At 43.5% G+C, this 15,582-nt stretch carries 11 protein-coding genes; 7 read left to right on the top strand and 4 right to left on the bottom strand.

The features are described 5' to 3' along the window. The first annotated feature begins 22 nt into the window (after positions 1–22). The 7 genes from ACX6CI_RS22475 to ACX6CI_RS22445 all read left to right on the top strand — a co-directional run bounded on the left by ACX6CI_RS22475 (position 23) and on the right by ACX6CI_RS22445 (position 8,478). The gene (locus tag ACX6CI_RS22475) at positions 23–1,351 is read left to right on the top strand and encodes a dicarboxylate/amino acid:cation symporter (RefSeq protein ID WP_458775890.1); all 1,329 of its coding nucleotides are present in this window, start codon (positions 23–25) and stop codon (positions 1,349–1,351) included. 1 nt (position 1,352) lies between these two features. After that, positions 1,353–2,060: a cysteate racemase gene (gene cuyB / locus ACX6CI_RS22470; RefSeq protein WP_458775889.1), complete on the top strand. Its 708-nt coding sequence runs from the start codon at positions 1,353–1,355 to the stop codon at positions 2,058–2,060. A gap of 149 nt (positions 2,061–2,209) precedes the next feature. Continuing rightward, positions 2,210–3,955 carry a transporter substrate-binding domain-containing protein gene (locus ACX6CI_RS22465; RefSeq protein ID WP_458775888.1) on the top strand — a complete coding sequence of 582 codons (1,746 nt, stop codon included), beginning with the start codon at positions 2,210–2,212 and terminating at the stop codon, positions 3,953–3,955. A gap of 5 nt (positions 3,956–3,960) precedes the next feature. Continuing rightward, entirely contained in the window at positions 3,961–5,403 is a 1,443-nt protein-coding gene (locus tag ACX6CI_RS22460; RefSeq protein ID WP_458775887.1) for a sigma-54-dependent transcriptional regulator, read from the top strand. Between the two features lie 564 nt (positions 5,404–5,967). Then, positions 5,968–6,735 carry a helix-turn-helix domain-containing protein gene (locus ACX6CI_RS22455; protein ID WP_458775886.1) on the top strand — a complete coding sequence of 256 codons (768 nt, stop codon included), beginning with the start codon at positions 5,968–5,970 and terminating at the stop codon, positions 6,733–6,735. A 175-nt stretch (positions 6,736–6,910) separates the two neighbouring features. Beyond that, positions 6,911–7,306, top strand: a complete 396-nt coding sequence (locus ACX6CI_RS22450; RefSeq protein ID WP_458775885.1) for a MoaF-related domain-containing protein — start codon at positions 6,911–6,913, stop codon at positions 7,304–7,306. A 620-nt stretch (positions 7,307–7,926) separates the two neighbouring features. Continuing rightward, a complete protein-coding gene (locus ACX6CI_RS22445) occupies positions 7,927–8,478 on the top strand; it encodes a tyrosine-type recombinase/integrase (protein ID WP_458775884.1) in 552 nt (183 codons plus the stop codon). Positions 8,479–8,975: 497 nt separating this feature from the next. Here the strand turns inward: ACX6CI_RS22445 and ACX6CI_RS22440 are convergent, their stop codons facing one another. From ACX6CI_RS22440 to ACX6CI_RS22425, 4 genes are all read right to left on the bottom strand, one after another. Next, entirely contained in the window at positions 8,976–10,307 is a 1,332-nt protein-coding gene (locus ACX6CI_RS22440) for an alpha/beta hydrolase (RefSeq protein WP_458775883.1), read from the bottom strand. A 73-nt stretch (positions 10,308–10,380) separates the two neighbouring features. Beyond that, on the bottom strand, positions 10,381–11,778 hold the full coding sequence (locus tag ACX6CI_RS22435; RefSeq protein ID WP_458775882.1) for a phospholipase D family protein: 1,398 nt from the start codon (positions 11,776–11,778) through the stop codon (positions 10,381–10,383). A 374-nt stretch (positions 11,779–12,152) separates the two neighbouring features. Continuing rightward, entirely contained in the window at positions 12,153–14,519 is a 2,367-nt protein-coding gene (locus ACX6CI_RS22430) for a fatty acid cis/trans isomerase (protein ID WP_458775881.1), read from the bottom strand. Between the two features lie 45 nt (positions 14,520–14,564). After that, positions 14,565–15,581 carry an Lnb N-terminal periplasmic domain-containing protein gene (locus tag ACX6CI_RS22425; protein ID WP_458775880.1) on the bottom strand — a complete coding sequence of 339 codons (1,017 nt, stop codon included), beginning with the start codon at positions 15,579–15,581 and terminating at the stop codon, positions 14,565–14,567. Between the last annotated feature and the right edge of the window lies 1 nt (position 15,582).

The raw sequence follows: 15,582 nt of genomic DNA, 5'->3' as shown, positions 1-15,582 counted from the left end.
CCACACGCAAAAGAGGAGAAAAATGAAAAAGAAAAGCGGCATATTTGGATGGTATTTTCAAACCAACCTGTTGGTACGTATACTGGCAGGCCTTGTTCTCGGTGCATGTGCAGGTCTGGTGGTTGGCCCTGCTATCGCTTGGGTTAGCCCTTTGGGAGATATCTTTGTCCGATTACTTAAAATGATTGTAATGCCTGTGGTCATCTCCACTCTTGTTGTCGGAGCGGCAAGTATTCACCCCTCTAAACTTGGAAAAATCGGTGTTAAAGCGCTTATCTTCTATATGGCAACCTCTGCATTTGCAGTGGGACTTGGCTTGCTGATGGGCAATCTCTTTAGTCCCGGTGCAGGCATGGAATTGGCGTCAAATGCCGCAGCAGTTGGCAAAGAGCTTAAAACCCCCAGTCTTATAGAAACTTTTGTCAACATCGTTCCTAAAAACCCCTTTGCAGCCATTTCAGGCGGTAACATTCTTCCCACTATCTTCGCCTCACTGTTGTTTGGTATCGGCCTTGCCTATATCCGTCAGAGCGAAGAACAGAGAATTAAAGATGCTGGTGAGACTGTCTTTCGTCTGTTCGAAGGCGGTGCTGAGATTATGTATATGGTGGTTCGTTGGGTACTTGAATATGCGCCAATTGGTGTATTTGCTCTCATCGCTGTGGTTTTTGGTAAGCAGGGTGCAACTGCATTCGGGCCTCTTGGTATAGTTACTCTTGCTGTTTATTGCGCCCTTTTAGTCCACTTATTCGTTGTTTACGGGGGGATCCTCGCCTTCAACAGGATCAATGTTTTTCAATTTATTGCTAAAGCAAAAGATAGCATGATCACTGCCTTTGTAACACGTTCCAGCGGTGGCACACTGCCGGTTACCATGAACGTTGCCAAGGAAAAAATGGGTGTCTCCAAAGGTGTATATTCATTCACGCTTCCTCTAGGTGCCACCATAAACATGGATGGTACGGCGATTTACCAGGGGGTTTGTGCCATTTTTGTTGGTCTGGCTATTGGCCTGCCATTGACACTTGGTCAGCAGTTAACAGTTATCACCACAGCGGTACTTGCTTCAATTGGTACGGCGGGTGTTCCTGGTGCCGGTGCAATAATGTTGCTGATGGTTCTTGATTCTGTTGGGCTGAAAGTTGAGCCTGGAAGTGCGGTGGCTGGGGCTTATGCCATGATCTTAGGCATTGATGCTTTGCTTGATATGGGACGTACCTCTCTCAATGTAACTGGTGATCTCGCTGCGACCTGTGTCGTCGCAAAATCAGAAGGACAGTTCGATGAGTCCTATTGGGATTCTACAAAGACTGTAGAACCATCATTTTCAACAGTAGCGGCTGAGAAATAAGATGCGAAGGATTGGCATCATAGGTGGAATGGGTCCAGAGGCAACTCTGGACCTGTTCCAGAAAATTATTACAAACTCCCCGGCCCACAACGATCAGGAACATCTTCCTATCCTGATAGATAATAATCCTCAGATCCCTGACCGGACAGCGTTTCTCATAAATGGGGGTGCCGATCCTCTTCCACAATTAGTAGCGTCTGCTAAGAAATTACAGGCAGGTGGCGTGGAAGCAATCTGTATGCCTTGTAATACTGCGCACTATTTTCTGGAAGACCTCGAAAAAGAAATTCTCGTTCCCTTTATCTCGATCATAGAATCGACCTATCTGGCAATTACCCATGAGATGCCGACTGTAAAGAAGATCGGCTTATTTGCCACTGAAGGGACGATAGGAACCCGCATATATCACAGGGTATTTGAAAAAGGAGGGATCGAACTGATCGACATCAGTAAAGAAGATCAACAGATGATGATGGAGGTCATTTACGGGGTAAAGGCCGGAAATATCCAAGATCAGGTGGGAAAGTTCCAGATGCTGGTGGAAAAAATTGCCGATTGTGGTGCAGAGGCAATGATTGCAGGTTGTACTGAGTTTCCACTTTTACTAAAAAGCATTACCCCACCTGTTCCGTTTTTTGACCCAACACTCATCTTGGCCAAAGCGGTCGTTGCCTTCAGTTATTCAGATCAGTTGAGTATCGCAAACTAAAGTATCTCATTTAGCCGGGTGTGGCTCTTGGGTATCCTCCACCCGGCTGTCTCTTGCAGAGTGGTGAGTAAAATGTTTACAATGCAATAAGGTTGATTCGTTTTACAGCAAACCATCCCCTTAATAAGAATCTGATGAGGATCATTTTCATGCATTTTCTCACCCGTCCTATCCTCAATTTCATACACATTTTCAGTACTATCCTCATCTGTTTTTTGTTCGTCTGGACAACTGATGCCAATGCGAAGGTTTCTCAAAATAAAACCCATATCACTGTCGGTGGAGATCACTATTACCCTCCCTATGAATTCCTGGATAAAGACGGTGAACCGACGGGTTTTAATGTCGAGTTAACTGAGGCTATCGCTGAACTGATGGGGATCCGCGTTGAGATTAAACTCGGGGCTTGGAGTGAGATGCGCACGGCCCTAGAGAATGGGGATATTGATGCTTTACAAGGAATGGTCTTCTCGGAGGAAAGATCAAAGAATTTTGATTTTTCACCTCCTCACTCTGTTATACATCAATCTGTTTTTGCCCGTAAAGACTCCCCTGGTATGCGTTCACTCTCTGATCTTGAGGGAAAAGAACTCATCGTTCAGAAGAATGGCATTATGCACGATTATCTCAATAGTCTTGGTAACCACTATGTGTTGATAGAAAAAGAGACCCATGCAGAAGCGCTTCGCCTTCTGGCATCTGGGAAACACGACTATGCGGTGGTTGCCAATTTGCCTGGCTTGTATCTTAGTCAGGAATTAGAATTATCCAATCTGGTTCGTGTTGCAGAACCGACCATGGCAGGGCCTTATGGCTACGCAGTAAAAAAAGGCAATGCAGAACTTCTCGCACTTTTCAGTGAAGGACTTGCTGTTTTAAAAAATACCGGGCGTTATCAAAAGATTAAAAATAAGTGGTTGAGCCCTCTAGAACCTGCCAGAATGCCGCTGAAAAAAATCCTCAAACTGGGGGCAATGGTCTTTATTCCACTGTTGTTAATTGTAGTTGGTGTTTCTCTCTGGAATAAGGTTCTTCAGAAAAAAATAGCTCTTGCAACGGCAGATCTGCAAAAGGAAATCGTCGAGCGCAAGAGGGCTGCCAGTGAATCAGAGGCGAAGCAGCAGCAACTTATTCAGGCTGATAAGATGGCTACCCTTGGGGTTCTTGTTTCCGGTGTAGCCCACGAAATCAATAATCCAACTGGACTTATTCTCCTTAATATTCCCATTCTGAATAAGGTATTTCAGGTGGTTCAGGATTCCTTAGATGAACAGTACTCAACATCGGGGGATTTTATGATCGGTGGTATGAAGTATTCTGTGCTAAAAAAACAACTCCCCAGAATGCTAGATGAAATGCAGGATAGTGCCAATAGAATTAAGCGTATTGTGGCAGACCTGAAAGATTTTGCCAGGATGGAAACATCTCATATTAATGAACAGGTAGATATTAACAGGGTGGTTGAAACCTCTACAAGATTGTTAAACAGCACTATTAAAAAATTCACCGATAACTTTTCTCTGAATTGTGCTCCGGACTTGCCCTTAGCGAGTGGAAATGTCCAGCGCCTTGAGCAGGTCCTTGTCAACCTGATAATGAATGGCTGTCAGGCCCTTTCTGACAGAGACAAAAGAGTCAGTGTTACCACCAAGTATGATGCAAGCAGTAAAGAGATTCTTGTCATTGTCGATGATCAGGGAATTGGTATTGATGACGCTCATATTTCCCATATCCTTGATCCATTTTTCACCACAAAAAGAAATGAAGGTGGTACCGGCCTAGGATTATCCGTTTCCGCTGGTATTGTAAAAGATCATAACGGTCAGCTCGTTTTCGAATCATCGCCTTCAAAAGGAACTCGAGCAACTCTCTCTTTGCCTGTTTCAGGAGGTTAAATTAAATGAACGATAAACCTTTTCCGTCTTTCAAAATTCTCATTGTCGATGATGAGGATGCCTGGTTGCGCAGTATGGAAGTCACCCTCGCAATGTCAGGGGGGATCAATAATATCATTCGCTGTCAGGACAGCAGGAAGGTAATGGAAATCCTTGGGCGCGAAGATATCGGTCTGGTCCTTCTCGATTTAAATATGCCCTACATCTCCGGAGAGAAACTTCTTCCACAGATTATTGAACAGTACCCTGATGTGGCTGTCGTTATAATCAGTGGAATGAATCAGGTTGAAACGGCTGTTAGCTGCATGGATGCCGGAGCTTTCTATTTTTTTGTGAAAACTGTGGATGAACAAAGGTTGGTGAAAGGGCTTCGCAATGCCATCACCATGCTGGAACTTCAAAGAGAGAATCTGGAAATCAAGAATCGCTTTCTTTCAAATACACTTGAGTTTCCAGGACATTTTGAAAAAATTATAACGCAGAACAAAATAATGCGTTCAATCTTTCAATATATTGAAGCAATAGCAAAGGGAAGCAGGCCTGTGCTTATTACAGGCGAGAGTGGTGTCGGAAAAGAAGTATTTGCCAAGGCATTCCACCAGGCTACCGGCGTCACCGGGGAGTTGGTAACAGTCAATGCGGCAGGCCTCGATGACAATGTCTTTGCCGACACACTTTTCGGGCATATAAAAGGGGCATTTACAGGAGCAGAGGATAATAGAAAAGGTTTAGTTGAACGTGCACAAGACGGGACACTTTTTCTCGATGAAATTGGTGATCTGAGCCATGCATCGCAGATTAAACTGTTGCGTCTTTTACAGGAAAATGAATATTACCCTCTGGGAAGTGACCGATCATTACGTACCAACGCCCGGATCATTGTGGCAACCAACCATGATCTCAAGGCGAAACAGCTGTCGGGTGAGTTCAGAAAAGATTTATATTATCGGCTAAGGGCCCATCTGATTCATATCCCGCCACTTAGAGAACGTAAGGACGACATCCCCTTTCTTTTGGATTATTTTCTTGAAGAAGCGGCAAAAGATTTCAATAAGAACAAACCCACAGCCCCGAAGCAGTTGTCAACCCTCCTTGGTAGTTATCATTTCCCCGGTAACGTAAGAGAACTGAAATCGATGGTTTATGATGCTGTCGGTGTGCATCAGACCAAAATTTTGTCTATGGATGTCTTCAAAAAAAACATGGACTTCAGCCAGTTGCCCGGATGCAGTCAAGCAACAAATTCTATCGACGAAGAAACAGTAAGCCCGTTCAATCCTCACACGCCTCTTCCTCCCTTGAATATGATAGAACAGGCTTTGGTTGAAGAAGCCTTGGCTCGAACTGAAGGCAATCAGTCAATTGCTTCAAAGTTGCTGGGCATTTCTCAACCTGCCTTGAGCAAACGTCTTAAAAAAATGCGTCTTAGAAATGAAAACCATATTTGAAACAATTACAACCGACTTACAATGTGGTAGGGCTGAAGTTGCGAAAACAGAACTTTGCTTTCATTTCTCATCTATATGATACCTCTAACGGCCACAGACTCCTGTTCAAGCTGTGTGGTTAATATTACCACATCGGGGGTACTGTTGTTTTACTAATTTCACAATTAAACTTGGCTGTAAAGGTAGACCTGGCTGTAAAGGTAGACCTGGCTATGAAGGTAGACCTGGCTATTCTTCCGAAATTGCTCATATATGGAGTACTCCAGTGTATAGCTAACCAAAGAATCTTTTCGATCCTCTCATATCCCAGATATTGCTCCATTTACAGCGAAGTTTTCATGGAGAAGGTTAAATTTGAAAGTGACTTTTTATTGTTAGGTGTTGGTGGTCTTATTTTCTAAGGGAACAGGAAGGTGGGTAAGTTAACTTGTTTGTTTTCCACACTTGACAACTTAAGCCCTCCGTCATTACGGTAAATCTATTGAGAAATTGATTCAAGTAAAGGTCGCCCTCATTTATTTGAACAGACTATGTATCAAAGATAGATTATGTGCAAATTAAGGAATGCAAGCAAAGAATCAAATAAACTATCTGTCGACCCAAATAAGTCTACCGGACGGATTTCAACAAATAAGACCGCCAGAGGCCATTCGACATATTGTTCAATATATCTGGAGATACGATAATACAGAAGACCTGACCACTGTTGCAGTACCAGAAGGTGCCACAGATATTGTTTTTGAACTGTCAGGGAAAAACACCATAATATTTGGCCCATCAGACCAACCATTTTATTTTCGACCTTTTCGGCTTAACATGCTCGGCTTTTGTTTGTATCCCGGATATCTGGAAAAACTCACAGGTGTACCCGTAAACGAATTCATCAATTCTTCTGTGATTGATATTGAAATACTCGGTTTTAGTGTCATGGAACAATGGTGGGAAAGGCCAAGTATACTCTGCCAGAAGTTCTGCGAGCATATCTTAACTTCATTTTCTGGACGTAAAGATGAGGAAATCCAACGGATTATTCTGCCAATATTCAACTTTTCAGGTCAATTACCTACTGTTCATGAATGGGCTTATGAAGCAAACTTAACTGCACGAACTCTCCAGAGAAAATCCCTGAAGTTATTTGGTGTCCCACCTAAAACGCTTTTGAAAACCATCCGATTCCAGAAAGCGATTACCATTTTAAAAAGCGGCGGTTCTTTTCAGGATGCAACTCATGGTGGCGGATATGCCGACCAAGCGCACTTTTGTCGTGACTTCAAAATCTTTACCCACAAATCCCCATCCAACTACTTCCCACGCAATAATCAATTCAAATAAATTCGGGCTACCTTCACTTTGTCCGATTTGTTCAATACACTTTGAGTGTCGATCGTTTATTTTCCTACAACAGCTCAATAGATACATGAGCATGCTATGAAGGGATAGGCTTACCATTTGTGCAGATGTGTTTGCATCTTCTCTGAATATGTTAACCAAAACGAAAGGAAAAAATATGATCACTAGTGTGAAAAAATCTATTACTTTAGCAATTACAGTCGCAGCGTTAACCATCCCTCTTTCAGCAACGGCACAAGATGCCCCTTTTAAATCAGTAGAATATACATGGAACGAAGGGGATTATGCTGGTGCAAGATACAAGCTTGATCTGCAAGACAATTCTATTCGTTGGGAAGGCCTAGCTGGCGAGGAGAAAGGCGCTTTTGCAGTTGAAAAGAAGGTTGCATATGTTGATTTAGACGATAATCGTCAGATGATCACCTGGCACGAAGCTTCTGGATACACTGTTACATTAGTAGCTAATACTAAATCTCTCCGTATTGATGGAGTGGTTTCAAACAAAGACAGCCATGTGGTTATTGGCGGAAAAATTGATAAACTGAAAATGTAAACGCTTGTTTCCCGTATTTACATATTTGCTTTAAGCTCGTGACGGTCTCACTCTGGCTGTCACGAAAATGAAGATGGCGCCTTATCCACTTGATTATGCATGGATACAAATTCCAGCTTATCCGAAAAAGCCGAGCCACAAAGCCACAAGATAGTACAGAGATCGATTGACCTGAGAGACAGGAGTACCTCCGCACTGGAATTACTTTGAAATGGAGTTCCAGTAAAGATTAGCTTACCAAAGACCTTATCAACCTAATAATTACGGTTTTTTCTTCTTGGTGTATACTTCAAGGGTAGCATTTTCCCATTAATCCAACGACAGGAGGTGCACCATGAAAGTTACTCAGGCGGTTGATTTCCATCTTCAGTACCACAGAGCGAACTCCAAAAAAAAATACCATCAAAACCTGTGAGTACGTACTCTCCAAATTTTCATCACGCTTTTACAGGCGGAATCTAGCCAGCATATCCCAAGAGGAGGTGCTGGAATTTCTGATGTCCTTAACCAAGGATAATAAACAGGCTACTAAAAGAAATAGATACTCCGTCCTTTCATCTTTCTACAATTTCAGCATAAACACAACATTGCCTACCTTGACTAATCCCTGCAATGCACCAGTGACCAAGAAAATCTTCAAGCGGCCACAAGCTATTCAATGGCAAATTGTCGACAAGGAAAATGTCGATGAGATTATTTTCAGAACTACAAATACCAGGAACAGGTTAATGCTGGAGCTAATGGCGAGAGGTGCGATGCGTATCGGCGAAGTTTTAAACCTCACTCCAGATGATATACAGGAGAGTTTTCTGAAAATCCAGAATCCGAAAAGTGGCAGATCGGAGGAGACAGTTTATGTTCCACGCAAAATCCTGGTAAGGTTAAACGAATACGTGAAAGCCCATGATTGCCATGATAATGAGCGGATTTTTCCTATTTCATATGTTGCAGCATGGTCGATGGTGAGGAAGTCAGGGAAAATAGTTAACATAAAACTTAGACCGCACGATCTTCGCCGCCACGCAGCAACTTATGCCTCAAGGTCTGGAACTCCCATAGAAATTGTCAGCAAAGTTATTTTGCGGCATGCGAATCTATCAACGACTCAACGCTACCTTGGGAAAGTGAATGACACAGAGGCAATACGTTGGATCGAAACGCTTTATGGCTGAACTTATTCGAATGGGTGGGGACGTGTCCTCACCCATTTGAAACAACAAGGACTGATTAAATCTAAAGAATCGCAAAATTTAAATGGTTAACATTGCCAAAACGAGGCTCTTTCGTCGTGACACATGTGCCCCTGCAACCTCATCATGGATTATGATGCGAGATTGTATTTTAATTCTTAGGCTTTTGGGGCACTAGTATTTTCTAGAAACTGGAAACACCTTAAGCTGAAGGGAAAGACAGAACGGTTCACCTTCGATTTGGCAATGTTTCTTCAATGACAAGTTTTTGAAATTACGTTCTTTGGTTATCTCTATTTTAAAGATGCTCAATTTTCGCGCAATTCCTGCTAAAAATCGCTCTAGAAAGAAAAACTTTAATCGGAAGAATTGACGAATAGCTTTGTATTATATGAGAATCCAGGCAGTAAATCCTTTAGCGTATACTTACGCACAAACCTGACCAGCACCCCAGGCAGCAATAGGATTCGAGCTGCCGGTTACGGTTGCGAGGTTTCGATTGCTATATCCTGTTCAGCCTGTTGAAATGAGAACTGAAGACGGGATATATAATCCTCTGGAAACCCCCAGACCGGTCCATCATTTCTGACGAGCCCACGTTTCCCTGGTGGCAGGTCGTACATAAGAGTCATCAGGACATCACTTGACACCCAGGGACTACTTCTGAAATACTGGTGTCCTTTTCCTGCATCCACTCCAACAGCCCTGCTGGCGTCAACAAGTCTCAGTCGATCCTCGGTAATCAAAGCTTCACCAATGACCGGTGATTGTTTCATGAATTCTATTGTCATCTGGCCTAACCGTTTATGATCAAATATCCAGTTCGAAGCTCCAAGAACAGAATCCTTCTCCGATGAATAGATCGACAGGCTCTTTACAATATCGAGTATTCCATCAAGATAGTAATTACCAATCAGGTGAGTAGATAAATCACCACTGATCAAAATGACATTACCAAGCCGAAGACGCTGTCGGACTACATCATTGCTCTGACCGAAATACATCATGCTCAGGTCGTGGAGGGCCTGGGTCGCGACCCTGGTGCCCATACTATACCCTACAATATGAATATTTTCGGCATCTGTAGTGTCTGAAAGATATTGGAGCAGCATCCGTAAGTGCCTGCCACTCCAATTTGCTTTCTCAGTGTCACCGAAATAAGCGGTGCCTTTATTTGTTGCGGGCCAGGAATAGGCAATAAAGACTCCGTCATAATTCAGATAGTGCCAGAGTTCAGCAGATACGAGGATCGGATCTTCAAAGTTAGTGTTGTAACCATGAACATAAATGTAAATATCTTTTTGTTTTGAGATGGCGAGTTTATCATTGATATTCCCGGCGAATTTTCTGCCCACTTTCTCCGGTTCAACAGCAACCGCAGCTGGGTCCATAAAGCGATAATAACTCCGGTCGAGCACCCCATACTCTTCTATTGAGTCAACTACCAGGGGATATTCTTTTTTTCTGCTCTTTAAAAGCGATAATTTGCGCAACTCTTCCCAACTGATATCACTATTCCCTGATATCTTAATATGGCTCACTCCAAGCCTGAGTAGAGATGAAGGAATCTCAGAATAAAACAGATTAGTGTCTCCTTCTCTGCTCGGCAACCTGTTGGTAACGTATAGCAGGCCGTTCCAAGGGGCCGACGCAACAGGATTATCATCAGAAAAGGGATTAACTATGCCTGTTGAATAAACTTCGGGTGAAGGCATCATATTGACAGAATACGGTCCATTCCCACCACAACCACTAAGAGCCAAAAGAAATACTGTGACTGTGGATTTGACCCAACTTGTTAAAACTTTCATGGACTGCTCCTTCTTAATTCATACTACCTGAAGGATGAACGGCTTCCATCCCGGCCAGGTTAAAAAAACGGCTTTACAGGAGCGACTCAACGGGTAGCAGATGCACGAACCATACTGACAGATTAGTCCAGAAACCAGCATAAGGTTCATCTTCAAAGACTATCTCTTTTCCATTACGATTAACTTTCCACTGGAGAGAGCCGCTACTGTCAAGCGTAACCCGGAACGCAACTTTATCAATGTTTTCTATGAATGTTCGTGCGCTATCGTCTGCCATCTCTTTATTGAAAAAAAGTATTCCGATTTCATTGTTGATGTTGAGTGACCGCTGATCAAGGTTCATTGATCCGACAAACATTGACTTCCGGTCAAGGACCATTGCCTTGGCGTGAAGACTTGATTTGCTCAGTCCCGGTAGCCAACTGAGCCTTTTCAACACATACTTTGTGATCTCTTCGTCAAGCTCATAAAGTTCAACACCGGCACGAAGCAGCTGTTTTCGGTAGCGTGAGTAACCTGCATGGACGGCTGACACATCATTTGAGGCGAGCGAGTTGGTGAGAATGCGTACCCGCACGCCTTTTTCGCTGAGCCTGCATAAAGCGTCGGCGCCTCTTGGGCCAGGAACGAAATAGGGTGAGATGATGAGCAACTCCTCTTTCAAACTCTCCACGTAAGGCCAGAGTTGGGAGATAAGCAGGTCTTCCCGCCAATTTTCTTTCCGCTCTTTTTTCTCTGAAGAGTCATGTATAACGTGCGCCTCTCCCCAGTTGAGGCGAATCGAGCCAGAATGCAGTAGACCGTTGGCAAGTTCCGAGTTATGCAGGGCGGCAATATAACGTTTTGCAGCCGTATTGTTTTCAAACTCGGCGAGTCGCTTTTTCAGAGCGGGTAATGCCTCCGTTAAAGCCTTTCCAGCAAGAGTCGAGGCTGGATAAGCGTGATCACTGTTCCAGTATTGATCGAATGCGTCCGAGACAACGGGTACAGCGAGCCCCATTGCCAGCATATCCAAATCGGCGAACGCCAAATCCTTATCATCATCAAAATATTCGTCACCAATATTGCGACCGCCGATAATGGTCACGTGATTGTCAACGGTGAATGATTTGCTGTGCATCCGGTAATTGACATCAGATAGACGTGTGATGAATTGAAGAGTTTTTGAGCTTCCCCTCACAAATGGATTGAAGAGCCGCACCTCCATATGAGGATGGGAGTCCAGTGCTGTCCACACCTCATCGGCCTCCTCACCATACATGTCGTCGATTAAAAGGCGAACTCGAACCCCACGATCGGCCGCCTTTATGAGTCGGTGAATCAACAGCTGACCAGCAGTATCCTGGTGAAACATGTAATATTGGACATCAATACTTTTTTCCGCTTTCTCGGCCAGTACTACTCTTCCTACGAAGGCATCAAGCCCGTCAGCAAGCAGAATAGCACCCGTTTTGCCCGCTTGGCCTGTCATTTGTTTATCGACTAACTTACCCAAATATGTTGTATCGGTATTTGGCATTACTCGAGAAGCCAGTTTCTTAGTGTTCTCGGGCAAACTAGAACATCCAGCCAGCAAAATAAATAATGCCACAATACAATGTTTTTTTGGGTTGCGGTTGAACATAACTTTCCTCATTGGTTTGAAGCAGGACTAATGAAAATTCAATCGGAATCATTAAAAATCAGTGTGTTGAATTTAAGGTTTTGAATTCTTATAAGAAAATATACATGTTGAACCAGCTCAAACGACTGGCATACGGGCTCAAAACGAGGACATCACCGAGCTGATTACTTTACCTATTACACAAGTGTATAAAATTCCTAAGCAATGAGTAAAGCTGTTACTCATTTCTCAATTGCACGATAATAATACCTGTTTAAATCTACTATCCCACCGTTCTGTCCCTGCTCCCTATTAAAGGCTGCCTGAAACCAGTCGTAGTGTCCCCAAAAATCTTTTTCCGCTCTATTAATACCGTATTTTTCAAGCCGGAGAACATATTCCTCACTACCGTCATAATTGTTCAGAATAGTAAAGAAATCTGGAAGATCTGTATAATTAACAACAAAGAAATAATTCGGATAGGAGCCAACAAACCCTTCTACAAAATCAGCACTATCTTTACTTGGATCGAGAAACGATGATTCCAAAAACAGGAACCGGACATTATCATGCCATCTGTTTACCACCACTGAAACAACCACATCTTCCTTCTTGGGAATATTGGTGATTCTGACCCAGGCGACGTTCGCACTATGATCAGCCACATGCCTGAAAAATGACACTCCAGGAGCAGACACAGAAATAAACCCGTTCATTATATCATCAATGGTATCGTATGAAGTTGGCAGCTCTGGGTATTTGTTGCCCGCCGGCAGGTAATTTGGGTCAAAGGCAATACCCTCTACCTTGAGATGATTTTGTACCACTTCTTCCAATAATTCTCTCTTGGGCTCCGATGTCGTAAAATTCATTTTTGCAGGAATTGAAGCTGGATAATATGTAAGATCTTTGGCTCCGGAACCGAGATACCATTCCGCCATCATCGATTTTCTCTTTTCGGCAGGCATGAAGTCGAGAAAGTAACTCTCGCCTTCAATTCGAAGTGCATCCATATAGAGCCGCGTGGCGAGCTGGTGCCCGGCTGCTCCATAAATATCAAACCCCGCAACCAGAGCATAATAAATACGTTCTAACAGGGGATAATCTACAACCCATGCGGTTTTTGGTAACTTCCCGTGAACTCCGCGGAGTACTGTGGCACTGTCAAAATGTCGAAAGACCGTTAACATTGGGCTATCGTCAGTTCTATTGCCAGCCCAGATAGAGTTGAGTCCCATCCCCTCTGGATAATGGGCACTGTAAAATTGCTGTCGCGCTTTATAGTAGTTGTTTGCCAGGCTATAATGTTCGTTTTTGAAAAGTGATTTAAAAAGTTTGTAATCGCTGCCCTTTTCTCCAGGCATTCTCAGGTTATCATAATGAAGTTTCAAAAATCCTGGATACTTTACTGTTAAATCGTAATCAGGATCGACAAACATCAGCCAGAATTGATCATTGATAACATTCAGAGCTACCTGACCTTTACAGACTGGCCCGCGTATAAAGGTCATGATGATATAGTGGTTATTGTCGAGTAACCATTGATAGCGGGTTTTAGCCGGAATCTGCGCAAATGTTATAAATGGGTTTGCACTGACTTTCGTATTGTAGGTCATAAGGTGCGGCTTTTCAGACCATTTTGAGTCAATAAACAACTCCCCCACCCTATCTAACTGTTTTTGGTCCATCGGAAAAACCATATGGGTTTTATGGACTATGGTGGAGTATATTTTTCGAAAACGATAAAAGAATTGCTCAGCCTCAGGATCATCGTAGGGTCGAACCGTTGGTATAATATCGATCTCCTCTCCACCCGCAGTTTTTGATCTCACCAACTCATAAAACTCATTGCTTCCGGTCTTAAAGGTGATATGGGCAAGAAAGAGGTGCTCGTACAGATACCGCGCTGTCATCCTGTGCTTGGGGTCATCATTGTTGAGAAACAGCTCCCACTTCTCTATCATCTTCTGATCAACAGCTGGGATGGCAACCAATGCTGCCTGTTGTTCCTTGGTGGGACCAGGGGCCCCCTGACTCAACCAACCAACGATTGTATTGAATTCATCCTGTAAGAGAGGAGGAAAGCCAAACGGCATACCATTATTGGGATGTTCTTTGAGGTATTTTTTTACCTCTACACTGTTTTCACTACAGGTAAGGTCACTGGCCTCTGAAAAATACTCCCCCTTCACCGCCGGGGAGGTACGTTTATGATCAAGCAACATATACATAATCGAGTCATCAAACTTGTCGCTACTGCTCCCCTCTGTAACACTATAAAAATCCTTTTTCCGCCACTCATCCACAGAATGTGCATCAATCAAGAGACGGCTTGGATCCATAGTCTTCAGGCGACCGCCATTATATATCTTTTCTTTACTTGCCCCCCTCTCTAGCCCATCCCAGGAGCTGAGCTTAAGCTGACAAGGAGAGTTGTAGCAGGAATGACATACAACACACCTCTTCACCAGTACCGGTTCCACATCGGCAAGATATTTAAGCTGTTTGATCGGTGGCTCAAAGCTGTAGGCTGGTGTCTGCGGAGGCAGGGTTGCACAACCATTTAAGAACAGCACAAGCAGGGGAATCGCATACAGTAAAAATCTCATTTCTTCTCCTAAATTCAATAACCTATAAAAAGATATTTTCAGAACTCAATTGTGACCGATGCCCTTGTTGGTATATTGCCGCATTATTGTGGAAAAATTATCTTTGTCCTCTTTTTGCATCCTCAGATCAACGCGACTCGCTTCACGGAGCTGCGCAAATGGAATTTCAGATGAGATCGCTCCCCGATCATAGAGAAGTTCATCAACATGGCCACTGGCAATAAGCCGCCAATCAAGCGGAGGTGGCGCGTCAGTCCGGATCGCATTTGCATGGAGCTGAATAGTTGTCGTGCAATTGCGCGAAAGAGCATCATAAAACTCCGGTTTATCAACAAGACTATTCATCTTAGCAAGATACTCTTCTAAAAGTGCCTGTGCCGTCTCCTGCGTTGCCTGAAGCCGATACAGATACACCCGCTCTTTTCTATAATTCGTCCTCAGCCTGATAATATCTCTTTCGTCTGCGGCGATATAACAAATTTCGAACTGCTTAAAAAAGCCCTTAACAGTTGAATATTCTTGTGTTTCATCTTTTCTGGTTTCAATGGATATGGGCAGATGACCATCTTCACCAAAATCCCAGCTAAGAATTGTGTGGGCAATATGCTCTGATCCCCAATAGGAGAGGAAGATGTCAATCCCCTGGAGATTTTCAAGATTAAATTTTCTTGTTTCCCAATGCTGGTAAAAGAGTGTTTCACTTTTATAGTCGAAATGTCTCACGTTATACATCGTGAGGATATTTCCCTGGATCTCTCCATGTGAGATTTTTGCCACATCAGGAGCCCAATCTTTCTCATTTGTTGGTGTCAATGTTTGCCACCAGAAAAGCAGTAAAACAAAAAGACAGAGACTGACGATGCATCCCTTAGCAAAGGAATTTGTAAACAAAAAGGCCGCAGGTAAAAATGCTCCAAAAGCCAATGCGATCAGAATCTGTATCCAATGAGGGCCCGGACCAGCCAGCCAAAGGGCTGTCCCCCCCCATAACCATGCGAGAATCAGCACCAGGACAACCGTAACTTTAACGAGTAATCTCAGTTTTTTTACCTTAACTGTCATA

The organism is Desulforhopalus glucosivorans (assembly GCF_054397165.1).
The sequence above is the reverse complement of the archived record's forward strand: the minus strand, read 5'-3'. Positions and strand labels throughout refer to the sequence as shown.